Source organism: Asticcacaulis sp., assembly GCF_047605585.1.
Classification (GTDB): domain Bacteria; phylum Pseudomonadota; class Alphaproteobacteria; order Caulobacterales; family Caulobacteraceae; genus Asticcacaulis.
The window spans coordinates 276,751-299,447 of record NZ_JASGFK010000001.1; the positions used below are offsets into that span (position 1 = coordinate 276,751).

The following is a 22,697-nucleotide window of genomic DNA, read 5'->3' on the forward strand; positions in this document are numbered from 1 at the left end:
TTTAGTGCCGTCATGAGTCTTGCTGCGCTGATCTGCCTGGGTCTGTATCTCTGGCTGCAGTCTGTCAGCCACACGTGAAGCCCGATTACCAGCGCAGCAGCTTTGCCCCTGCCAGAGCCGCCGCCGCCGTAACAATGATCAGCGACACCCCATAGACAGCCAGCAGGTAAGCCGGCTCGTCCTGATTACAATGCAGCGCATAGGCGCCCGCCATCAGGGATGAGGCCGCCAGCCCGCTCATGGCGCCCAACAGAGCCGGATGCGAGGTGGCGCTGCGCCGCAGCCACAGCCGCCACAGGATAAGCAGGCCCGCCACGCCACCGCAAATAATGGTGATATAGCAGAGACGCGCCGGACCGTGCATCGGCGCCAGCGCTTTCTCCATGCCCAGTTGGGAAATGTAAGACATCAGCACGCCGATCACGCCGGCGAATATAGCCAGCATCGGCAGCCAGGTCCGCATACGGAAACGCCCCTCCGGCCGGGCCAAGTCACTCACCGCCCACAGAGCCGAACCGCCGATGATCAGGAACATCAGCGGTTTGCCGAAGGCCATGTTGTTGCCCGACCAGTTGCCATAGGTCAGGGCCGACAGTTCCGGCCGGGGTCCAAAAATAAACCAGACATAGGCCGCCGCCAGACCTACAGCGACGCCAGCGCCAAGCCACAGCGGTTTCGCGTTCAGCGGCTTCACCGGCTTGAGGTCTTGTGTCAGGTTATCGAGCAGGCCGTCACTCATCGCCCGCTCCCTTGATGCCCACCATGGCCTGCAGTTTCTTAAGCCCGCGATGCACGCCCACCTTCACCGCCGAGGCGCTCTTGCCGGTGGCGGACGATACCTCTTCCACGCTAAGGCCATCGAGCTTGTGCAGCTTGATCAGCCGCGCCTGGTCCTTCGGCAGCTTCGCCAGCAATACGGCGACATCGCGCGCCGCCAGATCGGGCTGCATACCGTCTTCCAGGCCCAGTTCCTCATTCAGCTCGACATGTACATGTCGGCCGGACCGGCGCACATAGTCGATCAGCTTGTTGCGCGCCACGGCCGATATCCACGGCAAAAAGGGCGCCGAGGGATCATAGGTATGGCGTTTCTCATGCAGGCTCAAAAGCGTCATCTGTACTAAATCTTCACCATCGCTGCCCATCAGGCGCCGCCGGAAATAGGCGACGAGCCAAGGTCTCAGGGACTCCAGCAGGGTGCGATACGCCGCCGCGTCACCGCCCTGCGCGCTGCGCATCAGCGCCTGCCATGTGTCATTGGGTGAATACGTTGGCATGGCGGAAAAGGTTACTTCCTGTGAGCCTGCCCATTAAAAGCAAGCGGCGCATAATTTCCAGTGGAATTTAGCTGTCAAACAGGTCCGGAGTGCCAGCCGGTGACGGCGGCGGGGTCAGACCGAGATGCAGATAGGCCCGCGCACAGGCGGTGCGGCCGCGCTGGGTACGCTGGATAAACCCCTGCTGCAGCAGATAAGGCTCGATCATGTCTTCCACAGCGTCTCGCGCCTCGGCGATTGCGGCCGACAGCGTCTCCAGCCCCACCGGACCGCCGCCATAGTTTTCGATCAGCGCCCTGAGATAGCGCCGGTCGGAATGATCCAGCCCCACCGGATCGACTTCCAGTCGCGCCAGCGCCTTGGACGCGGCCTTCTTATCGATAAGCTCCGCGCCATCGGCATGGGCAAAATCGCGTACGCGGCGCAGCAGGCGCCCAGCGACCCGCGGCGTACCGCGCGAGCGCGAGGCGATTTCCAGTGCGCCATCCTCTGACAAGGGCGCCCCCATCTTGCGGCCCGCCCCCATGACCACACGCACCAGTTCTTCCGGGGTGTAGAATTCCAGCCGCAGCGGAATGCCGAACCGGTCGCGCAGAGGCGTGGAAAGCAGGCCCGCCCGCGTCGTTGCCCCCACCAGGGTAAAGGGCGCCAGGTCGATGCGCACCGTGCGCGCCGCCGGCCCGTCGCCGATAATCAGGTCGAGTACATAGTCTTCCATCGCCGGATAGAGGATCTCCTCGACCGCCGGATTGAGCCGGTGGATTTCATCGATGAACAGCACGTCGTTCGGTTCGAGATTGGAGAGGATCGCCGCCAGATCGCCCGCCTTGGCCAGCACCGGCCCGGAGGTGGCCCTGAATCCGACACCCAGTTCACGCGCCACGATCTGCGCCAGGGTCGTCTTGCCCAGGCCCGGGGGGCCGTAAAACAGCACATGGTCCAGCGCTTCCTTGCGCTGGGCCGCAGCAGCCACGAAGACCTTCAGATTGGCCTTCAGCGGCGCCTGACCGACGAAATCGTCAAAGGTCTGCGGCCGCAGGGCGCGATCCTGCGCGCGCTCTTCATAGTCATCAGCCTCGCCGGAAATAATACGCGCCATTCTACTTACCCAAAGCCTTCAGCGCGGCGCGGATCACCGCCGGCAGTTCCGCTTCCGCCCCCAGCTGCGCCACGGCGGCCTCGACCGCCAGCCGCGCATTCTGCTCGGAGACGCCCAACCCCATCAGGCCAGCCACCGCTTCGCCATTGATCGTTGTCTTCACCGCTATACCCGCTGGGGCATGAATGACCGGCGCGAACTCCGCCGTGGTCAGCACCTTGCCCTTCAACTCGATGACAATGCGCTGCGCCAGCTTGGGACCGACGCCGGAAGCGCGTGCCACGGCCGTCTTGTCCTCGTGCGCCACGGCCTGGGCCAGTTGCTGAGGCGTCAGCACATCGAGCACGGCCAGGGCCGCCTTCGGCCCGACGCCCTGCACGCTCTGCAGGGCCTCGAACGCCTTGCGCTCGTCCTTGTTGAGGAAGCCGTAAAGCCGCGTGCCATCCTCGCGCGTCTGGCTGTCGATATGCAGGATGACCTCGGCATTCAGCTCCGGCAGAGCCGCGATGGTGCGTATGCCGCAGCGCACGATATAGCCGACCCCGCCGCATTCGACGAGCGCCTCTTCCTCGGTGGTTTCCAGCAACAGACCGCGCAGTCTTCCGATCAAGCGAGTAGCCTCTTCAAAGTGTTCATCTTGCGCTTGTGCGCATGGGTGATGGCGCAGGCCAGCGCATCGGCGGCATCGGCCTTCATGGCCGCATCCGCCTTGGGTAACAGGCGTTTGATCATGAAAAGCACCTGTTCCTTGTCGGCCTTGCCGGCGCCCACCACCGACTTCTTGACATCGAGCGCGGCATATTCCGCCACCGGCAGTCCAGCCTTTGCCGGGGCCAGCATGGCGGCGGCGCGGGCATGGCCGAGCTTCAGGGTCGAGGCCGGGTTCATGTTGACGAAGGTTTCCTCGATGGCCGCCTCGTCCGGCGTCCATTCGGCGATCACCGCGCTCAAGCCATCGAACAGGTGCAGCAGCCGTACCGCCAGGTCGAGATCGGTCGGTGGCTCGATGACGCCATGCGCCACCCAGGAAAGGCGCGCGCCCTCGACATCGATCAGCCCCCAGCCGAGCCGTCTCAGGCCCGGATCAAGCCCCAGTATGCGCACAATGTTCTTCATATGTTCGCTTGTATCCGCACTTTTTGACTCGCGCAAGCTTTTGTCTGTGCGCCAGCGGTTTCGTGGCCGGAAAGTTGCAGGACTGCCGCGAAAGGCGCCATATTTCGCCTTTTGGCACAGGTTTTGGAACTTAACATTGCCATAAGGCCAAAGCTGGGGTTAATGTTTTATGAAGATGAGCGTTGCGGGGGCCGTATGAGCAGTTCGAATCCGACCTTGGGTGCCGTGAAGGAAACGCGCCAGGCCAATCCTGCCGGTTTCGTCGTGCTCATCGTGCTGTCCCTCGCCCTGGCCGGCTTTGCCCTCTACAAGGGCCAGGCGCCGATCCGCACCCCCTATCCCGAAGACTGGATTATCTGGGCGCGCGGCACATCGACCTGGGCTGGCGCGTTGGCGCTCGGCGCGGTCATCCTTCTGATCGGCGTCATCGGCTTGGTGATGAGCCTGATGCCCACCCGCCCGCAAACACACCCTCATTATCGCCCCCGCGCCGCGGCGCCGGCGGATATCGACCTTCAGGCCGCGTCTGTTTCTGATCTTCAGGCGTCTGACGTACAGGCGGTCGATCTGCAAACCGCGACCCGCAGCAGCGAAAATCGCGGCGCCCTGCGCTTCAATGCCGAGAATGTCGCCGCCATGCCGGCCTCAGGCGTGGCCGAGCCCACCGCGCCCAGCCTGGTCTATACGGCCCAGTCGTTTACGCCCGCCGAGCCTGTGGCGATTGAAGCCCCGGCCGCTGAAGACATAACCCCGGTCCATACCGGACCGACCTATGGCGTCCAGTCGCTCGAACCGGCAATCTTCAGCGATCATGCTGCCTTCTCCGACAATGCGTCCGACAGCTTCATGACCCGCCTGCCGGAAGAGCCGGTCGTGGCCACAGCCGAGGTTCCGGCCTTCGATGCCAGTGCGGCCTTTTCCGATACGCACGGCCTGCAGATTCATGCCCCAACCCAGCTTGCAGCGCCCCAGACTGCAATAGCCGAACCCGTAACCGCCCAAATCGTACCCATCCGCCCGGACGTGACCGTGTCCACCGAGGCGCCCGTTGTGGAAGCCATTCCCGAAGAGACGCCGCACGATCCGCTGGCCGCCGCTCTGCTGGCCGAAACACCGGATGTCGTCACCCAGGCGCCGCCGGGCGATATCAATGCCGTTATCAATTCGGCCATGCGCTTTGCCCCCAAGACCGATGTGCTCAAGACCGACGTACCGGGCGAGCTTCCGGTCGCCACTGCCGTCTCGGCAACAATGGAACCCGCCGCAGACATGACGCCGGCCGCCGCCCCTGTAGTGGATGACGAGGCCGAAATACGTCAGGCTACCCAGACTGCGCTGTCGGTGTGGCCGGAAGCCACACGCGCCATTGCCGCCGATGAACTGAGCGCCCGTATCGCGCACCTTTATTACGACAAATCGCCCGCCAGCCAGCAGGCCTTCCGGCAGATTGCCGCCGGCGATCTTTCCGGCGCGGCAGCCTCCCTGACCAACCAGGCCGACGCCCTGGCCCTCGCCGGCAATCATGCCGCCGCCGCCGAACTCTGGCGCGTCTCCGGCGCCCTGCATATGGGCCGTGATGACACTCGCGCCATGGCCGCCTATGAGCATGTGTCGGAACTCGATCCGAACGACGCCAATATCCATCTCTATCTGGCCCGCCGTTACCAGATGTCGGGCGATACGGCCAAGCAGCCGGCGGTGATCGCCCGCGCGCTCAATGTCATCGCCGATCCGACCACCCGTGCCGAACTGCTGGCGCCCTATGCCGATCTCAAGCTCAAGGCGGGGGATCCTCGCACCGCCGGTGATGCCCTGGAAGAACTGAGCCGCCTGCAGGAAAGCGATTCCTACCTGCGTCCCGATGATGTCGGCCTGCGCTCCACCCTGGCCATTACCGTGGCCCGCCTCGCTCAGGCGCGTGAAATGCACGGCGCGTTCGATCAAGCCGGTCCACTCTACCGCAAGGCTTACAAGGTCTTTGCCGACCTGTCGGCTCTCAAGCCGGAGCATCCCGGTCTGCGTGCCATGGCCGATAATGCCCTGCGCGACGCCCAGCGCTTCAATATCGCATAAGCGGCTTGACTTGAGCCACGGCTGGCGGGAAGACCGAACCATCGTCTTCCGGAGTTTGCCGTGCTCAAGATTTCCCCCGCCTTCGCCACCATCGGCCTGCTGGTCTGCTCTAACCTGTTCATGACCCTGGCCTGGTATGGCCACCTCAAGTTCAAGATGGAAAAGCTGTGGGTGGTCGTGCTGGTCAGCTGGGGCATCGCCTTCTTTGAATACTGCTTCCAGGTCCCGGCCAACCGCATCGGTTACGGCACCTTCTCCGCGGCCCAGCTCAAGACCATCCAGGAAGTCATCACCCTGTCGGTCTTCGTCATCTTCTCAGCCGTCTATCTCGGCGAACCGCTGAAATGGCAGACGGCGGTCGGCTTCACCCTGATCGCCTGCGGCGCCGGGTTCGTCTTCTACAAGCCGTGAACGCCTCCTCATTATCGCCTCATGAAAGCGCCGCATCGCCGGCGTTTTTTTGTACCTTTTCCAACCTTACTACTATTTAATGATATATACCTTGCATCAACAGGTAGCTTGCCATATTCAATAAGCAAGCAACCCTACCCGGCTGCGACACCCACAGCGCCTGCCAAATTCAAAAGGAACTCAGCCAAAGGAACTCAGGATGCCTGAAACCATTGATATTCAATTGAAAAAGGGCGTGCTTGGCCTGTGCGTGCTGGCGGTGCTGGCGCGAAACGAGAGCTACGCCTACGAGATCGCCAGCCTGCTCTCCGATGCTATCGGCATGGGCGAAGGCACGATCTATCCGCTGATGCGCCGCATGCAGACGGACGGACTGGTGGCCACCTATCTGGTGGAATCGCCTGCCGGTCCCTCGCGCAAATATTACAAGCTGACGGAGGCCGGCCGCGCCGCGCTGGAGGCACAGGCCGCGGAATGGCGCGGTTTCGCCAGCGCCGTCGACGCCTTGCTCGAACCGCTCCCGACCCCCACCGCTCCTTTAGAAGAGGCCTGATCATGACCCGTATCGAATTTCTGGACCGGCTGTGCAAGGGCCTGAAGGGCCTGCCGCCCGCCACCCTCAAGGAAATCATGGCCGACTATGAGGCCCACTTCAAGGATGCCGCCGCCGAAGGCCGCTCCGAATCCGAAGTGGCCGAAGCCCTCGGCGACCCGGACCGCCTGGCCCGCGAACTGCGCGCCGAAGCTGGCGTGAAAAACTGGGACGAAGCCAAAACGCCCTCCAACGCCACCTCGGCCATCGTCGCTATACTGGGTCTGGGCGCCATCGACATCCTGATCCTGCTGCCTCTGGCCGGCGGCGTGGTCGGCACCCTGATCGGCATCTTCGCCGCGGCCATCGGCGGCTTCATCGGCGGTGGCGTGGTCTTCGCGGCGGGGCCGTTCCTCGGCTTCCCCGGCGGCATATTCGCCGCCCTGCTCGGCGGTTTCGGCGTCATGGCTCTATCCGCTGCCGTCGGCGCCATAACCCTGGCCCTGACCATCTGGCTGGTCAATGGCCTCGTCTGGTACGCCCGCCTGCACTATCGCGTGCTCAAGCCCGCCCTCGAAGCTTAAGGAGACGCTCTCATGATCCGCAAACTGTTTCTCTTCTCCGGCGTCACCTTCGTGATCTCGCTGGTCTGCCTCGCCGGCGCCGCAGCCCTTATTTCCAACGAGGTCGGCACCACCGGCTGGAACTGGGGCTGGATAAAGGATGGCGACAGCATCCGCTTCCGCAACGGTCCGGCCGCCAGGCCGGAACCGACGACGAGCAAGACCCTGGCCTGGACCGGCGGCGACCTGCTGGCGGTCGACCTGCCCGCCGATGTCGTCTACACCCAGGGACCGGCGGCTTCGGTCACCATTACCGGTCCGCAATCCCTGGTGAATCGCATCACGCTCGATAATGGTCGCCTGTCGATCGCCGACGGCGTCAACCAAAAGGACAGCATCAATCTGACCTGGAACAAGGATGGCATCGAGGCCCACACCAGCCATCAGGGCGCCCACATCACCGTCACTGCACCGGCCGTCAAGCGTTTCGAAATGACCGGCAGCGGCGATCTCGACCTGCGCGGCTATGACCAGCCGTCAATCGATATCAGCATCGCCGGCTCCGGCTCGATCCATGCCGTGGGTCATACGACGGCGCTGAAGCTGAATGTCTCGGGCAGCGGCAGCGCCGATCTGGCCGCCCTGGAAACCAAGAATGCCGATATCAGCGTCAATGGCTCCGGAAACGCCTCGCTGCATGCCACCGGCAAAGCCAAGATCGATATTTCCGGCTCCGGCAATGTCGACCTGGCGACCAAGCCCGCCAAGCTGGATACGACCCTCTCCGGTTCGGGCACGGTCAATAATGGCGAAGACCGTAGCGACGACAACGACAATTAAGGTCGCCCTTCCTCCAGATACAGGCGCCGGTTCTAATGAGCCGGCGCCTTTTTCATGGAAAGGTCTTTCTTTAGTTACGCCATCCTTATCCATGGCTGGCAATCCCCAACCGCGCTTTTGCAGGCCATGGCCTAATCTACTGATGGGCTGTCACTGAAAAGAGAGACGCGCAATGGTAACGATCAACAATTCGCAACCGCCGGCCCAGATCAATAACAACAGCAATGCCGGCTTATTCGTCCTGTCGCTGGTCATCCTCGCGGCCATACTGGCGGCGATCTGGCATTTCACGACCTATGGTCCGATTGAAACCACCAATACCAACACGGTCGATCGCACGATCACCCGCATTGAAAAAGTACCGGCCCAGGTCGGTAACGCGGTTGATAATGCCGCCAATAACAACCCGGCCAATACGACGCCGCCATCGAATGCCGAACCGGCACCCGCGCCGGCCCAATAGCCAAATGAAAAACGCCAGCCCCTGAGGATTGGCGTTTTTTAGGAGAGCGTCGATCTGACTGCATCAGATTGACGCTCTGACTTCTTGCCTTAACGCCGAACTGCGTTTCGGAAAGGGCTCTAGTGCTGTTGCGCCGCGGCCGGGGTTGTAACGGGCGCCTTCTTGACAGCCTTCTTCTTTGCCTTCTTCTTGACGACGGTCTTCTTGGCAGTCACTTTTTTCACAACCGGCTTCGAGGCGGCCTGGCTGGAGACCTGGCTGGAAGCCTGGCTCTTGGCAGGCGTGCTGCTGGCCGGTGCGGACTGAGCGAAAGCAGCCCCCGATACCAGGGCAGTAGACAACAAAGCTGCAGCGATTACGGATTTCATCGTTTCATTTCCTTGGTTTACAATGTTCCGCAACATAAACACCCCTGCGCACCATCATATGGCCCTGCCGTTTCAGGCCCTACACATTGTAATAAAAAAACGCCGCCCTTTCGGTCGGCGTCTTATGTTTATGTCAGAATGACTGTCCGTCTCTAGGCCGCGCGAACATTGGCCAGGAAGCGGTTCATTTCGGCATGCAGCTTTTCGGCCTGCATCGACAGCTCGCTGGAGGCGCTGAGCACCTGATTGGCGGCAGCCCCCGTCTGTTCGGCGGATTGCGCCACACCGTTAATATTGGCCGTCACATCACTGGCGCCGGCCGAAGCCTGGGCCACAGCCTGCACGATCTCATGGGTAGCGGCGCTCTGCTGTTCCACCGTCATGGCGATCTGGTTATTGGAGTTGCTGATCTCGGAAATCGTGCGGGTAATGCCCTCGATCGCCGATACCGCGCGCGCCGTGGTCTGCTGGATTTGTGATATTTTTTCACCGATTTCAGCCGTGGCGCGGCTGGTCTGACCGGCCAGGGCCTTCACTTCCGAGGCCACGACGGCGAAGCCCTTGCCGGCCTCCCCCGCGCGGGCGGATTCGATGGTGGCATTGAGCGCCAGCAGATTGGTCTGGCTGGCGAGGCTGGAAATCATGTCGAGCACGCTGCCGATACTGCCGGCCACCACGTTCAGCTCTCCCATGACCTTGACGGCATCGGTGGCCTCCTGGACGGCGCTGTTTGAAATCTGCGCCGAGGCTTCCACCTGACGGCTGATTTCGGAAACCGAAGCCCCCAGCTCCTCGGCGGCGCCGGCAACGGAGGTGACATTGGCGTCGGTTTCCTCAGCCGCGGAGGATACGGCCTGTGACTGGTGCGCCGTCTGCTCAGCGGTGGAGGTCAGCTGCGTGGCAGAGGCCTGCATTTCGGTGGCGGCGGAAGAGACCAGATTGACGATACCGCCAACCGATTTTTCGAAATCATCGGCCAATGCCTTCATCGCCTCACGACGCTGGACATCCGCTTCGGCGCTCTTCAGGTCCTGCATGACCGCCACGGTATAGGGCACACCGTCATGAACCACGACCGACACATCGAACAGCACCTCGAACAGGCTGCCATCGCCGCGCTTGAAATTGGTGGCGCCCGTCCACTTGCCCTCGCGCGACACAATATCCTCGACCCGCTTGACGTGATCCTTCACATTACGGCCGCCCGGCTGCTCTTCGGCGAAGAAGGTAGAGACATCCCGGCCGATCAGGTCCGACAGAGAGCGCGCACCCAGATTCTGCACAAAGGAGTCGTTGGCATAGGTCAGCCCCGACCGCTCAGGCAGCACGCAATTGACCATGACCGGAACGGGCAAACCCTTGAAGGCCGCCGCCAGCATACCCGTTTCCGAACTGACGTCCTGCGTCTTCTTACCCAAGCCAAACATGATACGCGCCCTTGATAATGAGTGATGACCCGAACTCACCAGAGTTTGCTTAAAAGCGCGTTAAGCATGTAAAAAGCGCCGGTCTTGCGACCGACGCTCTGATAACTTCCGGGTTCAGAGACGCGTCCCTGCGTCTTAACGGCTGAACTTCTGGAACTTGATCCGGTGCGGGATCAGACTGTCCGTGCCGAGGCGGCGCTTCTTGTCTTCCTCATACATTTCGAAGTTGCCCTCGAACCACTCCACATGACTGTCGCCCTCGAAGGCCAGGATGTGCGTAGCCAGGCGGTCCAGGAACCAGCGGTCGTGGGAGATGACCACGGCGCAGCCGGCGAATTCTTCCAGTGCCTCTTCAAGCGCCTGAAGCGTTTCGATGTCCAGATCGTTGGTCGGTTCGTCGAGCAGGATGACATTGCCGCCAGCCGCCAGGGTCTTGGCCAGGTGGACGCGATTGCGCTCACCGCCGGAGAGCAGACCGACCTTCTTCTGCTGGTCACCGCCCTTGAAGTTGAAGCCGCCGACATAGGCGCGCGAATTGATTTCCTTCTTGCCGACCACCATGATGTCGGTGCCGCCGGAAATCGCCTGCCAGACGGTGTGGTTCGGATCGAGATCGTCACGCGACTGGTCGACATAGGCCAGCTTGACCGTTTCGCCCAGCTTGATCGTGCCGGCATCCGGTGTTTCCTGGCCGGTGATCAGCTTGAACAGGGTCGATTTGCCGGCGCCGTTCGGACCGATGATGCCGACGATGCCATTGGGCGGCAGACGGAAGGTCAGATCCTTGAACAGCAGCTTCTCGCCGAATTCCTTTTCCAGGCCATTCACTTCCATGACCACATTGCCGAGGCGCGGGCCAGGCGGGATCTGGATAGTGGCAAAGGACTGCGCCTGACGCGAATTTTCCTGTTCGCGCACCATGTCCTCATAGGCGGCCAGACGGGCTTTCGACTTGGCCTGACGGGCCTTGGCGCCGGAACGCACCCATTCCAGTTCCTTGGTGAGGGCGCGCTGGCGGGCTTCGGATTCCGACTGCTCCTGCACGACGCGCTTCTGCTTCTGCTCCAGCCAGCCGGAGTAGTTGCCTTCATAGGGCACGCCCTTGCCGCGGTCGAGTTCGAGCGTCCACTTGGTCACCTGATCGAGGAAGTAACGGTCGTGGGTGACGAGGATGACGCAGCCGGGGAAGTTTTCGAGGTGATGCTGAAGCCAGGCGACCGATTCCGCATCGAGGTGGTTGGTCGGTTCGTCGAGCAGCAGCATGTCGGGCTTGGAGAGCAGCAGACGGGCCAGAGCGACGCGGCGCTTTTCACCCCCCGAAAGCTTTGTCACGCCCGAATCGTTGGGCGGGCAGCGCAGGGCGTCCATGGCCATTTCGATGCGCGAGTCGATATCCCAGAGATCGCCCGCATCGATCTTTTCCTGCAGGGCGTTCATCTCGTCCATGAGTTCGTCGGAATATTCCTCGCCCATGAGTTCGGCCACCTTGTTGAAGCGGTCGAAAGTTTTCTTTTCCTCGCACCAGGCGATGACGTTTTCCCACACCGTCAGGCTATCATCGAGGTGGGGCTCCTGTTCCAGATAGCCCATCTTGGTGCCTTCGGCGGCCTTGGCTTCACCGGAGAATTCCTTGTCTATACCGGCCATGACCTTCAGCAGGGTCGACTTACCCGAGCCGTTGACGCCGACCACGCCGATCTTGGCGTCGGAATAGAAGGAGAGCCAGACGTTCTCGAAGACCTTCTTACCACCGGGGTAATGCTTGGTCAGGCCCTGCATCTGGAAAATATATTGTTGCGCCATGGGGAGCTTGCGCCCTTCTCAAAAAGAATGCGTATGTAAGGATCGGGGGGTGTTTAACGGACCCGGGGTAAAAGCTCAATAGCTTTGCAGAGCTCAGGCGGCGAAAACGGCCGCCATCAGCTTTTCGAGATTCGCCGCATCTTCCGCGTCGTAGGTACCGAAACTTTCGGAGTCGGAATCGAACACGGCGATCAGGTCACCCGCCGCATCGAACACCGGCACGACAATCTCTGAATTGGAGCGCGAATCGCAGGCGATATGGTCGGCAAAGGCATGGACATCCGGCACCACCTGGGTGGTTTTCGTGGCCGCCGCGGCACCGCAGACCCCGCGTCCGAAAGCGATGCGCAGGCACCCCAACGTGCCATTGTAGGGCCCCACCACCAACTCATCGATTCCGGCTGACTTCTTAACCTTGTCGACCACGTAGAAGCCCGTCCAGAACCACGAATCGAAGGCCTGGTTCAGCAGGCTGACCGTCGTGGCCATGCGCGCCGTCACATCCGATTCGCCTTCCAGAACAGCGAGGACGTCCCTTATAACTTCCTGATATTTTTCGCCTTTGGACATCATTGCCAAGGCGGAATTAGCCGTATAACTCAATATAGTCTCCTGATTTTTCCCCTCACGCGGGCATTTCGGGACGCTGCTTGTGTGCATTCGCGCGCAAAACGCGAAATAGGGCGGGGCTTGAGCTTATTAACACTTTTCACTGGCCAAGACACCGCTTTTGACGCATGATGGTGATGCGCGCGTATCGGCGCAAGTGGGCTATGGATTATGAGGGGGTTTCGCGTAATTCTGACGCGACAATCCGGCAACGCTCTCTAAGAATAAGTCAGTCGCTATATGCATTGGGGGGCCAAGGCTTGACACTCTTCTTAATCCTTAACAAAACATGTATTAACCATATTTATGCCGACTTTGTCGGAGCGATTTCTGATGTCTGAACGTAATCAGGGAAGATCGGCCGGGCAGCCTGAAAACCAGGCTGTGGGCACGATCTTGGGAGGCCGGAAGGCGTTCGCCCGCGCAGGGGTGACGCTGATGGTCGGCCTGTGCGTCAGCATGTCTCTGAGCGGCTGCGACATGCGCGGCCTGCCCTGGTTCGGCCGCAAGGTCGACGACAAGCCCTTCTATTGCCCGCGCCCGCCCGATCCCTTCCAGACTCAAGGCTTCAACGGCCAGGAACGCGAAGTCCGCTATTATCGCCACCTCGCCTTCTCCAACGATTTCTTCGCCCAGCTCGAACTGGCCAATCGTTACGCGGCGGTGGACGCTTCCGACAAGAACCTGGAAGACCCTATCGAGGCCTCGGTCTGGCTGGTCATGGCCCTGTCCAACCAGCAAGGCTACGCCCCGGCGAGCCGCGCCATCGATCCGCGCGGCGGCGGTGGAGGCAATGTCGGCGAACGCTATGACAAGTGCCGCGCCTTCGAGCGCGAGCGTGCCTACCGCATGCTGGATAACGAACTGTCGATGATGGATGCCGGTGAGCGCGACAAGGTGCGCGATCGCGTCATCTATATCCAGTCGACCCTGGGCGCCGATGGCTTCCGCACCCTGGGCCGCCTGTACGACGATCAGTACGGCCCGATGGGCGAACCGGGCGACAATGCCCAGGCCCTGCGCGCCATGATGCGTGGCGGCAATTACGGCACCTCCAATGTCCGCACCCTGTTCGAGCGCTCGGATGTCGATGCCTATCTCTATAATTACAAGGCCTCGGAAACCGGCGATGTCGGCGCCTATGTGCTGCTGAAGGACTTCGAGAAATCGGCGCCGACCCGCGCCAAATACGCTTCCTTCGTCGAGTCCAAGGCCCGTCGCTGGGTGGCGCCCTACGAATTCTATCCGCCGGACGCCCCGCAGGGCGGCGTACCGCATTCGGACGAAAGCCGTCCGGATGATGCCGCCTCCTACGCCCTGTCGCGCATGGACGAACTGCCCTTCATCCATGTGGTGCGCGCGCTCGATTACCTGAACCTGCTCAATGTCGCCTGCCTGTCGCCGGCGGAAGTGCCGAAGCAGACAGTCGATGCCCTGCGCCAGATGACCGGCCGTCCCGGCGGTGAGCGCTTCACCAATACCGATGCCCTGCGCGCCATTCAGATGGCGGCGGTCAATGGCGATTCGCGCTCCCAGCTGGTGCTGGCGGTGATGTATTCAGAAGGCGTCGGGGTCGAGGTCGATTACGCCCGCGCCTTCTTCTGGTACCAGCAGGCCGAACGGCAGGGCTCACCGGAAGCCCGCTACGCCATGTCGACCTATTTCGACCTTGGCATGAAGGGCGTGGCCGACCAGAACAAGGCGGAATCCGTCGTCATGCAGCTGGACTCGGCCCTCGCTGGCTTCAAGCCCTCGGCCGGCCGTCTGCAGGCGGTGCTGGCGCAAGTATCGCGTACCCCGGATAGCTAAATCCTGAGAACTGGACCTGCGCCGCTTCGCTGGCGCGCAGGGATAAGGAAGACGAAGATGTGGATGCGTAAGGACCGTCAGTTAGATTCGCAAAGGCCGGGCCGGCTGCCAGGCCATGGCCTTTTGCTGACCATGGCGCTCCTGCTCGTGACCGCCGTCATGTCGCTGTCCGTCCCGCAAGGCGCCGAGGCCGGCTCGAATGTCGCCGCCCGCGTCAATGCCACCATCCGCCCCTGTTTCGGCGTCCTGCTCGATCCCGAACTGCGCACCTGCCGCGCCCAGCAGCGCGGTTACGGCTACGGTGGCTACGGTTATGACGACTGGAACCGCCGTTTCCGTGGCGGCATAGTGGCGCATTTCGACTGCAACGAAGGCCCCTATGCGCTGGATCGCCTGCTGGCGCGCCTGCCTTCCGGCAGCACGCTTTATCTGCGCGGTTCGCGCGGGTGGCGCACCTCGAATGGCCTGGGCGCCGCCGATATTCCCGAAGCCTATGCCGGCTACAGCGTCTGCGAGGTCAGCCTGCACCTTCGCAAGTCGATCATCATCCAGCCGGAAATCGGCGCCGGTTATGACGACCACCCACTGGTGCTTAAGGCGCCTTCGGGCGAGAACTGCATCCGCGTCGAGCCCACCGCCGACATGGTCATCGTTCGCAACCTGACCCTGATGTCAACGCGCGGCGCCAGCCAGTCCTGCATCTCGGCCTCCGGCGGCGAGTTCACCCTGGAAAACGCCAACCTGCGCTATGACGGCGAGCGTTCGGCCGTGACCATCGATGCCGGCCGTTTCAACATGACCGACACGAACCTGATCGCCCGCACTGAAGAGTCGGCGCTGGAGATCAACCACGCCGCCCTCTATATCTACAACAGCCGCGTCGCCAGCACCTATAACGGCATCCGCGGCGATATCACCAATGACAGCCGTCTGCTCGGCGTCACCGTGCTGCAGCTCGGCGACTGGCAGGGCTTTACGCGCGGGGAAAACGCCCGCGCCATCGATCTCAGCCTGGAAACCAACCGCAGCATCATCACCATCGACCAGACCAAGACACTGTTCTATGGCAATGGTCTTTATCTCGATGGTGTCGGCGAAGCCCTGGTGTCCAATTCGCTGTTCTATTCGGATCATGCCATCAACAGCAACCTGGACCGCATCCGCATTCTGAACAACTACATCTTCGCCGACGAAATCGGCATCAATCTCGATCGCGGCACCGCCTATGTCGGCAACAACCACATCCGCCTGGTGCGCACAGCGGCAATCCTGAAGAAACCGGGCGCCGAGCTGCGCGCGGTCAATAATCACATCGAGACCGAACGCTGCGATGACCTGAGCTGGGGCGATGTGCCGCCGGAGTTCCGCAACTGCACGCCCTGGCACCAGCAGGCGCAATTCGGCATCCCCGGTGGCGGCGTTGACTGGAGCATCTACGATCTGCTGAGCGAAGCCTGTGCGGATTCGCCTTCGGACGGCCATGCCGGTGCGATCTGTGGCAAGTTCAAGGCCACCACCTTCAAGACACTGAACAAGTCGCGCACCTATGACGACCGCACCTACAGCGAGCTGATCAAGGCCGGCTGCAGCCGCAACATGACACAGGTGACCGCCATTTCGTGGAAGCAGTGCCAGGATTATCAGCAGCTGAAACTGCCGGCTCAGAATGACAACAGCCAGGTCGATCCGGCGATCGAGGAAGCTTCCTATCGCGCGCTAAAAGCGATCTGCACCCAGTCGCCGGCCGATCCGGTCTGGGGTCAGCGCTGCGATACCTTCACGCGTAACGCCAATACCGAAATCGCCGATGGCCGCGGTCCCGATGGTCAGTATCCGTTCGAGGATGACGACACCAATCTGGCCCTGGCTGACGGCAAGGAGTGGCTGTCGCAGGAGCTCTACAACAATGAGAACAATCTCTATTCGGTGAATGCCGGCACCTTCATGCCGCTGTTCGATACCTACCTGCCGCGTCCGCCCTACCGCATGGCCAGTGCGGCCGTGGCCGGTCCGAATTCGCCGGATAATCCGGAATCGAGCCAGGGCGCGCCGCCGCCACGCAATCCCTCGCCACGCCGCGATGCCCCGGCAGTGCCAGACCCGGTGCCGCCCATTCCGAAGAAATAAAAAAAGCCGGGTCCCGCAAAGACCCGGCTTTTTTTTATCGCTGTCAATAAAAACGGGCGCTATCAAAGGATAGCGCCCGTTCTCAATTCTTAGCCGCAGGTCAATAATTACTGGATGACGATCCGCTGACAGGCGCTCCATCGGCAGGCGGCGCATCCGTGCCATCGTCCGGAACGCGGCTGCCGTTGCTACCCCAGTGCCAGCCCCCTTGTTGCTTGTCCTTGGCCTGCAGACCAAGAACCGCGCCGGCCACGGCACCGGCCGCGGCACCATCCGTATCCCCGCCCGCGCCACCAATCAGCGCGCCCGTCGCGGCGCCGACCGAAATGGCGTTTGAATCGCCGGCGTTCAGGCTCGACCCCATGGTCGCGCCGATCACGGCGCCCTGCTCCGCCCCCTTGCTATTCTGAGTTACCGCGCCACCGACAATGGCGCCGGCGACCGCGCCTACGATCACCGGATTGGGACCGCCACGCACGAATTCGACACCATAGGCACCACGGCGCGTACAGACGAAGCTGCCATCGCGCGGGTTCTTGGCATAGGGATCGAGACCGACCGAATTGCGGGTGCCGTTGCTCGACATGACCGGCACATCACCGGTCCGCGTCACGCGGGTTTCGACATGGGTATAGGGATCATAGGTCATGATCTCCGGCGCCTTGCCACTGTAATCCGCCTGGCAGGCGGCATCGGCATTGGCCGTATTGACGGCACGCGGCGCCGGGGTGGTTACACAGGCCGAGACCGACAATCCCCCGCCGATCGCCACACCCGCCAGAATTAAACGAGACGCCTGCATTTTATCCCCCGAACCACGGTTTCAGAATATGGTTAACGCGGCATATTCGCACACTTTCCAGTAGGTGCAAAGGCTTGTTTCGGCTTGGAAACGCAATTGCGGCCGGGTTAGTCACCCGGCCGCAACGCTTTTATAAACAGACGATAAAGCCGCTTAAGACAGGGCTTCGTAATCCTCGTCGGAGATTTCGAAATTGCCATAGACGTTCTGCACGTCATCGTCGTCGTTCAGGGCGTCGATCAGCTTCATCAGGGTGCGGACCGGATCACCTGTAACGGGCGTCAGGCTCTGCGGCTTCCACACAAAACCGGTCGATTTCGGATCGCCCAGGATCTTCGACAGCGCTTCCGCCACCTCGTTCAGATCCTCGAAGGACGTGTAGATGATGTGACCGCCCTCGTCCTCGTCGCCATCGCCCAGTTCGGTCTCGACGTCCGAGGCCCCGGCTTCGATGGCCGCTTCAAAGATTTTGTCGGCATCGCCGGCTTTAAGCGGATACTTGATCTCACCCAGGCGGTCGAACATGAAGGCGACGCTGTTGGTGTCCCCCATCTGACCGCCGAACTTGGTGAAGAAACTGCGCACATTGCCGGCGGTGCGGTTGCGATTGTCAGTCAGGGCTTCGACGATCAGGCCGATGCCACCCGGCCCGCGGCCTTCGTAGCGGATTTCTTCCATGTTGTCGGCTTCACCGGAGGCGCCCTTCTTGATGGCGCGTTCGATGTTTTCTTTCGGCATGGATTCGGCCTTGGCCATCGAAACCGCCAGGCGCAGGCGCGAATTCATCGCCGGATCGGGCATGCCCATCTTGGCGGCGATGGTGATGTCGCGCGACAGCTTCGAGAAGAGCTTGGAGCGCGCGGCATCGGCGCGGCCCTTCTTGTGCATGATATTCTTGAATTTACTATGGCCAGCCATAAGGTCTCTCTTGGTGTTCAGGCGTCGCAAAAATCGCCATGAGCAGCGATGCGCCGTCCGCCTGCCAAACAACATCCACGTGTTTGGAAATGATTGTTAATGCTCCGGCTTTTAGACCGAAACCAGCGCTTTAGGCAAGGTCTGCGAGAGCCGTCCGCCAATACGGATGGCTTCAATACGTGTGGCCAGGCCCGTGCGATCGTCGCTTTCGACATAGACCCCGCAGACTGTCCCCGGACCGGAGGCCGGCTTGTAGCGTTCCTTGCCAATGCGCGTAGTGAAGCGGCGCAACGGCTCCTCCTTGTCCATGCCGATGACGCTGTCATAATCGGCGCAGGCGCCGGCATCGGTCTGGTAGGCCGTGCCGTTCGGCAGGATCTGCGCATCGGCCGTCGGTACATGGGTATGGGTGCCGACCACCAGGGTGGCGCGGCCATCGCAGAAATGACCCATGGCCATCTTTTCCGACGTCGCCTCGGCGTGCATGTCAACCACGATGGCATCGGCGGCCAGCCCCAGCGGGCAGGCCTCCAGTTGCTTTTCCACCGCAGCAAAGGGATCGTCCATCGACGCCATGTGCACCAGCCCCAGCACGTTCATGACCAGGATGCGCTTGCCGCTCTGGGTCTCGAACAGGTTGGCGCCGCGTCCCGGTGCATTGGCCAGAGGCGGATAGTTGATTGGCCGGATCAGGCGCGGTTCACGCACAATATAGGTCAGGGCCTCTTTCTGATCCCATGAGTGATTGCCCAGGGTCAGGCAATCGGCGCCCGCATCAAAAAGCTGGCGCGCCGAATTTTCCGACAAGCCGAAACCGGCCGAGGCATTCTCACCATTGACGATGACGAATTCGAGATCCAGCTCACGCCGGATATGGGGCAGGTGCTCGGTGAGGGCATCGCGTCCGGGGCGGCCCACTACGTCACCAAAAAAAGCAAAACGCATTAAGGTTCCAAATCTAAGCCCCGCTCAGGTGGGAGCTAAACCGTTGAGCGTACATGAATGACGCCCTGGTCGGTAAATATACCGTCAAGCGGCTGATCATGCACCTCAAACGGTATTTCGGCAAGTTGCTGCCCGGAAAAAGCGATTCCGTACCCCCAGACCGTCTTGGCGGCGCGCAGGCGGGACAAGACGCGGTCATAATAACCACCACCATAGCCCAGCCGCCAGCCCTGCTCATCGAAGGCCAGCAGGGGCAGGAAAACGACATCCGGCAGGATTTCATCGGCCTCTTCAGCCGGCTGCCGGATATCGAATGGCCCGTTGACCAGTTCGTCGCCCAGACTGAAGCGGCGGAAGATCATGCGATACCCTTCCCCCTCCGCAATCAGACACGGCAGGGCCAGCCCGTAGCCGCGTTCCTCGAATATCTGCATCAGCGGAAAGGGATTGATCTCGCTCTGGATCGGCCAGTAACCGGCGATGATCGCGTCCCTGCCCGGCCATGCCTGTCGTTCGTCAAGTGCCTCGCAGGCCAGCTCGGCAAGCATATCCCCGGCCAGGGGCGCACCTTGGGCCAAGGCCGCCCTGCGGCGCTTCATTTCGTTACGCAGCAGCGGCTTCTGGTCGGGTTCGAGCATTCAGCTTCTCCGGCGCTCATGTGTTCGACTGTTAACCGATAGCAATTCCGCTATAAAAATGCACTGCCGGAATGCGGGCGCTATTTTACATTTTAGTGATGGAATGGGATGGGATGGGAGGGTGGCGGCGCCATAAGAGCCGTGTCGATGCGTTTAAATCCTCTCAGACCTGACTAGTCAGGTGGGAACCAGATAACTAGGACCACGGTCCAGATCAGAGCCAGTCCCCGTTCTAAGTGATTAAGGTCAGAAGGAATAGTGATCGCCACGCGAGCCACAGCAAGACCCGCCGTCTGCACATATAGGGCGCCCATAGCAAGAACTCAAGGCGGGCGCAAAAATCGCTTCCCAAACGCCGGGAAATCCGTCATAAGCGGCCCGTTGTCATTGGGGAGTAGCCGCCTTCCTTTCCGGAAGGGATCACGTCAACACACTTGAAGCCACAGCTTCATGGCGTGATCAGCAGACCAAGTCTGTCAGGCAAGACCTTTGGCCATGATGCGATTGCCTGTGCCGGGCAAGCCGTGTCATTGCGCCATTGGTTTTTTTGATTTGCTTGCCCGGCCCATCGCAACTGAATGCTTCTCACACTCCTGCTCTTCTTCGGCTCGGCGGTCGCCATCTATCTGGCGTGCGAATATTTCGTCAACAGCGTCGAATGGTGCGGCAAGCGCCTGAACCTGGGCGCCACCGCCGTCGGCTCGATCCTGGCCGCCTTCGGCACCGCCCTGCCCGAAAGCGCCGTCACCTTCACCGCCGTCGCCTTTGGCCATACGGCCCAGCAAAAGGATATCGGCGTCGGCGCCGCCATGGGCGGCCCGCTGGTCCTGGCCACCATTGCCTATGGCGTCGTCGGCTTCGCCCTGTGGCAGAACCAGCGCCGGCTGAAGCGCGCCGACCATTTCGTCAAGGCGGATTACGGCCGCCTTGGCAATGACCAGATATCCTTCCTGGTCATCTTCCTGCTGAAGGTCTCGCTCGGCCTCGTTGCCTTCGCTTACAAGCCCTGGCTCGGCGTGCTGTTCCTCGCCGCCTATGCCGTCTATGTCTGGCGCGAGATCAATACGGCGGAAACCAGCGAGGAAGAGGAAGACCTGGAGCCGCTGAAGATCCGCCCCGGCAATCCCAATCTCTTCTGGGCCGGTGCCCAGGCCCTCATCGCGCTCGGCGTCATCGCCTTTGCCTCGCACCTCTTCGTCGGCCAGCTGGAATCCATCGGCACCCTGTTCGGCCTGTCGCCGCACCTGGTAGCCCTGCTGCTGTCGCCGGTCGCCACCGAACTGCCGGAAACCATGAACGCCATCATCTGGGTGCGTCAGGGCAAGGAACGGCTGGCCCTGGCCAATATTTCCGGCGCCATGATGATCCAGGCCACCATCCCCAGCGCGCTCGGCATCTTCTTCACGCCGTGGCGCTTCGATTCCAACCTGCTGGTCTCGGGTATCGTCACGGCGCTGGCGATTGTGGTGTTGTGGTTCATGTTCAAAAGAGGAAAGGTCGACAGCCGTGCCCTGGCGGCGATAGCCCTGCTTTACGGACTGTTCATTGCCTGGGTTATCTTTGGCAAGTCCCTGACAGGACTAGCTTAAAGGAGCGTGGCCGGTGTCGGCAGGGTCGGCACCGTCGCCGGCTCTACCGACAGCAGGCTGTCCTCGAAATCGACGATGATGTCGGCGAATTCCTGCGGGGTCAGGCGCATGTGCGCCATGCGCTTGCCCATGCGGTAATCCCAGAACGAACCGATATGGCTGAGGATGCCGATGCTCTCGCCCAGTTCGAAGAACATCTTCGGTCCGTCGAGCAGAAACTTGCGGAACGGCGCCGGATCGGCCCCCTGGGTCAGGGCCTGATAGGCCTCGTCATAAACCTTCAGCGTCTTGTAGGTGGTGATTATGGCGGCGATGATCTTCTTGGCCAGACGCGGGCGGGCCTCGGCCAGGTAATCGCGGGTCCCGGCCTCGGCCGGCCCGATGGTGCGATAGTTCTGCAATCCGTCGACCACCTGCCGGATATCCTCCTGCAGCAGGGTCTGGCGCCATTTGAAATAAAGGAAGCCGCGCCACGAGAACATGCCCTCGCCGAAATCCGTGTCGCTCATGCGGAAGGTCTGCTTCAGCGGATCGAGATCGCTATCGAGATTATTGGCCAGGATCTTGGCGGTCAGCTTCATCGCCGCCGCTTCCATGCCCGCCCCGAAGGCGGTCATGACCAGACGCTCGATTTCGGCATTGGCGAAGCCAATCATATCGCTTAAGTCCCGCGGCGAAATCTTCAGGTAGCAGGGATCAGGCCGGAAGCCGAAGCGCGCCAGGTGTTCCCGAACCAGGAAGGGATCGAGCGAGGGAATGGCATCGAGATGCTGCAGGATCTGCAGGTCAGGATTGTTCGCCGGATTATCATCGCTGAAATAGGAGCGGGTGAAGTTCACGAACCCGCTCTGGTTGACGAAGATCGACCGACCGCCCAGGCGCAGGTCGCTGGCATCGAAGGGCAGGATGATCTTGGTGGCCGTGCGGCGCGGATGAGAAAACAGCTCGCGCTCGCCGGGGCGCAGGGTGTGCTTGATCAGCAATGCCTTGTTGAGCTGGGAGTTCCTGAAGAACGGGTTGCCGGCATATCCCTCGCTGCGGCCACTGGAAGCAAAGATCTGCGACAGGTTGAGCACGCGGCTGGTGGAGGCGGTTTCGCCGAGATTGGCCAGGTTACGCACCTCGCGCGCGCTTTGGTTACCGGACTTGCTGTAGGATGACGCCAGTGCGTTCATCGATGAACTTTCTGCTCAGAAACAGCTGGGGCTTTTTGCCCGCACGCTATAGGATATGCAACTGCCGCTGACCGTAGTCAAAAACGATTAAAGCGATATAAATTTTCCATAAA

General features: G+C 61.4%; 23 protein-coding genes and 1 riboswitch. Of the genes, 9 read left to right on the top strand and 14 right to left on the bottom strand.

The window, feature by feature from the left end; all coding sequences use genetic code 11:
- Positions 1-85: 85 nt before the first annotated feature.
- From QM647_RS01295 to ruvC, 5 genes are all read right to left on the bottom strand, one after another.
- Entirely contained in the window at positions 86-739 is a 654-nt protein-coding gene (locus tag QM647_RS01295) for an NrsF family protein (protein ID WP_414993657.1), read from the bottom strand.
- Complete coding sequence (locus QM647_RS01300) at positions 732-1,277, bottom strand: sigma-70 family RNA polymerase sigma factor (RefSeq protein WP_414993658.1); 546 nt, start codon at positions 1,275-1,277, stop codon at positions 732-734. Before QM647_RS01300 ends, QM647_RS01295 begins: the two co-directional genes overlap by 8 nt.
- Before the next feature lie 67 nt (positions 1,278-1,344).
- Positions 1,345-2,376: a Holliday junction branch migration DNA helicase RuvB gene (gene ruvB, locus QM647_RS01305; RefSeq protein ID WP_414993659.1), complete on the bottom strand. Its 1,032-nt coding sequence runs from the start codon at positions 2,374-2,376 to the stop codon at positions 1,345-1,347.
- Position 2,377: 1 nt separating this feature from the next.
- On the bottom strand, positions 2,378-2,986 hold the full coding sequence (gene ruvA, locus QM647_RS01310; protein ID WP_414993660.1) for a Holliday junction branch migration protein RuvA: 609 nt from the start codon (positions 2,984-2,986) through the stop codon (positions 2,378-2,380).
- Complete coding sequence (gene ruvC, locus QM647_RS01315) at positions 2,983-3,492, bottom strand: crossover junction endodeoxyribonuclease RuvC (protein ID WP_414993661.1); 510 nt, start codon at positions 3,490-3,492, stop codon at positions 2,983-2,985. The genes ruvA and ruvC overlap by 4 nt, the downstream gene beginning before the upstream one ends.
- A gap of 195 nt (positions 3,493-3,687) precedes the next feature.
- Between ruvC and QM647_RS01320 the strand changes: the two genes are divergently transcribed.
- From QM647_RS01320 to QM647_RS01345, 6 genes are all read left to right on the top strand, one after another.
- On the top strand, positions 3,688-5,565 hold the full coding sequence (locus tag QM647_RS01320; RefSeq protein WP_414993662.1) for a hypothetical protein: 1,878 nt from the start codon (positions 3,688-3,690) through the stop codon (positions 5,563-5,565).
- A 60-nt stretch (positions 5,566-5,625) separates the two neighbouring features.
- Positions 5,626-5,976 (top strand): DMT family protein, encoded by a 351-nt coding sequence (locus QM647_RS01325; RefSeq protein WP_414993663.1) that lies wholly within the window; start codon positions 5,626-5,628, stop codon positions 5,974-5,976.
- Between the two features lie 199 nt (positions 5,977-6,175).
- A complete protein-coding gene (locus QM647_RS01330; RefSeq protein WP_414993664.1) occupies positions 6,176-6,529 on the top strand; it encodes a PadR family transcriptional regulator in 354 nt (117 codons plus the stop codon).
- Positions 6,530-6,531: 2 nt separating this feature from the next.
- Positions 6,532-7,092 carry a DUF1700 domain-containing protein gene (locus QM647_RS01335; protein WP_414993665.1) on the top strand — a complete coding sequence of 187 codons (561 nt, stop codon included), beginning with the start codon at positions 6,532-6,534 and terminating at the stop codon, positions 7,090-7,092.
- A gap of 12 nt (positions 7,093-7,104) precedes the next feature.
- Complete coding sequence (locus QM647_RS01340; RefSeq protein WP_414993666.1) at positions 7,105-7,911, top strand: GIN domain-containing protein; 807 nt, start codon at positions 7,105-7,107, stop codon at positions 7,909-7,911.
- A 172-nt stretch (positions 7,912-8,083) separates the two neighbouring features.
- Positions 8,084-8,374, top strand: a complete 291-nt coding sequence (locus QM647_RS01345) for a hypothetical protein (RefSeq protein WP_414993667.1) — start codon at positions 8,084-8,086, stop codon at positions 8,372-8,374.
- A 119-nt stretch (positions 8,375-8,493) separates the two neighbouring features.
- Here QM647_RS01345 and QM647_RS01350 read toward each other — a convergent pair whose 3' ends face one another.
- The 4 genes from QM647_RS01350 to QM647_RS01365 form a co-directional block, all read right to left on the bottom strand.
- A complete protein-coding gene (locus tag QM647_RS01350) occupies positions 8,494-8,742 on the bottom strand; it encodes a hypothetical protein (RefSeq protein ID WP_414993668.1) in 249 nt (82 codons plus the stop codon).
- Positions 8,743-8,894: 152 nt separating this feature from the next.
- Positions 8,895-10,169 carry a methyl-accepting chemotaxis protein gene (locus tag QM647_RS01355; RefSeq protein ID WP_414993669.1) on the bottom strand — a complete coding sequence of 425 codons (1,275 nt, stop codon included), beginning with the start codon at positions 10,167-10,169 and terminating at the stop codon, positions 8,895-8,897.
- 135 nt (positions 10,170-10,304) lie between these two features.
- The gene (gene ettA, locus QM647_RS01360) at positions 10,305-11,972 is read right to left on the bottom strand and encodes an energy-dependent translational throttle protein EttA (RefSeq protein WP_414993670.1); all 1,668 of its coding nucleotides are present in this window, start codon (positions 11,970-11,972) and stop codon (positions 10,305-10,307) included.
- 93 nt (positions 11,973-12,065) lie between these two features.
- A complete protein-coding gene (locus QM647_RS01365; RefSeq protein ID WP_414993671.1) occupies positions 12,066-12,575 on the bottom strand; it encodes a GAF domain-containing protein in 510 nt (169 codons plus the stop codon).
- 339 nt (positions 12,576-12,914) lie between these two features.
- Here QM647_RS01365 and QM647_RS01370 point away from each other — a divergent pair, with 339 nt between their 5' ends.
- Together QM647_RS01370 and QM647_RS01375 are read left to right on the top strand one after the other, a co-directional pair.
- Positions 12,915-14,390 carry a tetratricopeptide repeat protein gene (locus QM647_RS01370; RefSeq protein WP_414993672.1) on the top strand — a complete coding sequence of 492 codons (1,476 nt, stop codon included), beginning with the start codon at positions 12,915-12,917 and terminating at the stop codon, positions 14,388-14,390.
- A 57-nt stretch (positions 14,391-14,447) separates the two neighbouring features.
- A complete protein-coding gene (locus QM647_RS01375; protein ID WP_414993673.1) occupies positions 14,448-16,517 on the top strand; it encodes a hypothetical protein in 2,070 nt (689 codons plus the stop codon).
- A gap of 100 nt (positions 16,518-16,617) precedes the next feature.
- On the opposite strand, the gene QM647_RS01380 is transcribed toward QM647_RS01375, so the two are convergent.
- The 4 genes from QM647_RS01380 to QM647_RS01395 all read right to left on the bottom strand — a co-directional run bounded on the left by QM647_RS01380 (position 16,618) and on the right by QM647_RS01395 (position 19,820).
- A complete protein-coding gene (locus QM647_RS01380) occupies positions 16,618-17,319 on the bottom strand; it encodes a glycine zipper 2TM domain-containing protein (protein ID WP_414993674.1) in 702 nt (233 codons plus the stop codon).
- 153 nt (positions 17,320-17,472) lie between these two features.
- Positions 17,473-18,237, bottom strand: a complete 765-nt coding sequence (locus tag QM647_RS01385; protein WP_414993675.1) for a YebC/PmpR family DNA-binding transcriptional regulator — start codon at positions 18,235-18,237, stop codon at positions 17,473-17,475.
- A 111-nt stretch (positions 18,238-18,348) separates the two neighbouring features.
- Positions 18,349-19,182 (bottom strand): TIGR00282 family metallophosphoesterase, encoded by an 834-nt coding sequence (locus QM647_RS01390; RefSeq protein WP_414993676.1) that lies wholly within the window; start codon positions 19,180-19,182, stop codon positions 18,349-18,351.
- Positions 19,183-19,217: 35 nt separating this feature from the next.
- Positions 19,218-19,820 (bottom strand): 5-formyltetrahydrofolate cyclo-ligase, encoded by a 603-nt coding sequence (locus tag QM647_RS01395; protein WP_414993677.1) that lies wholly within the window; start codon positions 19,818-19,820, stop codon positions 19,218-19,220.
- 377 nt (positions 19,821-20,197) lie between these two features.
- Positions 20,198-20,389: riboswitch (yybP-ykoY riboswitch) on the top strand.
- A gap of 9 nt (positions 20,390-20,398) precedes the next feature.
- On the opposite strand from QM647_RS01395, the gene QM647_RS01400 reads away from it, so the two are divergent.
- The gene (locus QM647_RS01400) at positions 20,399-21,409 is read left to right on the top strand and encodes a sodium:calcium antiporter (RefSeq protein ID WP_414993678.1); all 1,011 of its coding nucleotides are present in this window, start codon (positions 20,399-20,401) and stop codon (positions 21,407-21,409) included.
- Here QM647_RS01400 and QM647_RS01405 read toward each other — a convergent pair.
- A complete protein-coding gene (locus QM647_RS01405) occupies positions 21,406-22,584 on the bottom strand; it encodes a hypothetical protein (protein WP_414993679.1) in 1,179 nt (392 codons plus the stop codon). The genes QM647_RS01400 and QM647_RS01405 overlap by 4 nt on opposite strands.
- Positions 22,585-22,697 lie beyond the last annotated feature (113 nt).

What these genes read in the sequence shown, in the direction of transcription:
- QM647_RS01295 (WP_414993657.1), bottom strand. Translation starts at nt 739, where the DNA reads ATGAGTGACGGCCTGCTCGATAACCTGACACAAGACCTCAAGCCGGTG.
- QM647_RS01300 (WP_414993658.1), bottom strand. Translation starts at nt 1,277, where the DNA reads ATGCCAACGTATTCACCCAATGACACATGGCAGGCGCTGATGCGCAGC.
- ruvB (WP_414993659.1), bottom strand. Translation starts at nt 2,376, where the DNA reads ATGGCGCGTATTATTTCCGGCGAGGCTGATGACTATGAAGAGCGCGCG.
- ruvC (WP_414993661.1), bottom strand. Translation starts at nt 3,492, where the DNA reads ATGAAGAACATTGTGCGCATACTGGGGCTTGATCCGGGCCTGAGACGG.
- QM647_RS01320 (WP_414993662.1), top strand. Translation starts at nt 3,688, where the DNA reads ATGAGCAGTTCGAATCCGACCTTGGGTGCCGTGAAGGAAACGCGCCAG.
- QM647_RS01330 (WP_414993664.1), top strand. Translation starts at nt 6,176, where the DNA reads ATGCCTGAAACCATTGATATTCAATTGAAAAAGGGCGTGCTTGGCCTG.
- QM647_RS01335 (WP_414993665.1), top strand. Translation starts at nt 6,532, where the DNA reads ATGACCCGTATCGAATTTCTGGACCGGCTGTGCAAGGGCCTGAAGGGC.
- QM647_RS01340 (WP_414993666.1), top strand. Translation starts at nt 7,105, where the DNA reads ATGATCCGCAAACTGTTTCTCTTCTCCGGCGTCACCTTCGTGATCTCG.
- QM647_RS01345 (WP_414993667.1), top strand. Translation starts at nt 8,084, where the DNA reads ATGGTAACGATCAACAATTCGCAACCGCCGGCCCAGATCAATAACAAC.
- QM647_RS01350 (WP_414993668.1), bottom strand. Translation starts at nt 8,742, where the DNA reads ATGAAATCCGTAATCGCTGCAGCTTTGTTGTCTACTGCCCTGGTATCG.
- QM647_RS01355 (WP_414993669.1), bottom strand. Translation starts at nt 10,169, where the DNA reads ATGTTTGGCTTGGGTAAGAAGACGCAGGACGTCAGTTCGGAAACGGGT.
- ettA (WP_414993670.1), bottom strand. Translation starts at nt 11,972, where the DNA reads ATGGCGCAACAATATATTTTCCAGATGCAGGGCCTGACCAAGCATTAC.
- QM647_RS01370 (WP_414993672.1), top strand. Translation starts at nt 12,915, where the DNA reads ATGTCTGAACGTAATCAGGGAAGATCGGCCGGGCAGCCTGAAAACCAG.
- QM647_RS01375 (WP_414993673.1), top strand. Translation starts at nt 14,448, where the DNA reads ATGTGGATGCGTAAGGACCGTCAGTTAGATTCGCAAAGGCCGGGCCGG.
- QM647_RS01380 (WP_414993674.1), bottom strand. Translation starts at nt 17,319, where the DNA reads ATGCAGGCGTCTCGTTTAATTCTGGCGGGTGTGGCGATCGGCGGGGGA.
- QM647_RS01385 (WP_414993675.1), bottom strand. Translation starts at nt 18,237, where the DNA reads ATGGCTGGCCATAGTAAATTCAAGAATATCATGCACAAGAAGGGCCGC.
- QM647_RS01390 (WP_414993676.1), bottom strand. Translation starts at nt 19,182, where the DNA reads ATGCGTTTTGCTTTTTTTGGTGACGTAGTGGGCCGCCCCGGACGCGAT.
- QM647_RS01395 (WP_414993677.1), bottom strand. Translation starts at nt 19,820, where the DNA reads ATGCTCGAACCCGACCAGAAGCCGCTGCTGCGTAACGAAATGAAGCGC.
- QM647_RS01400 (WP_414993678.1), top strand. Translation starts at nt 20,399, where the DNA reads ATGCTTCTCACACTCCTGCTCTTCTTCGGCTCGGCGGTCGCCATCTAT.
- QM647_RS01405 (WP_414993679.1), bottom strand. Translation starts at nt 22,584, where the DNA reads ATGAACGCACTGGCGTCATCCTACAGCAAGTCCGGTAACCAAAGCGCG.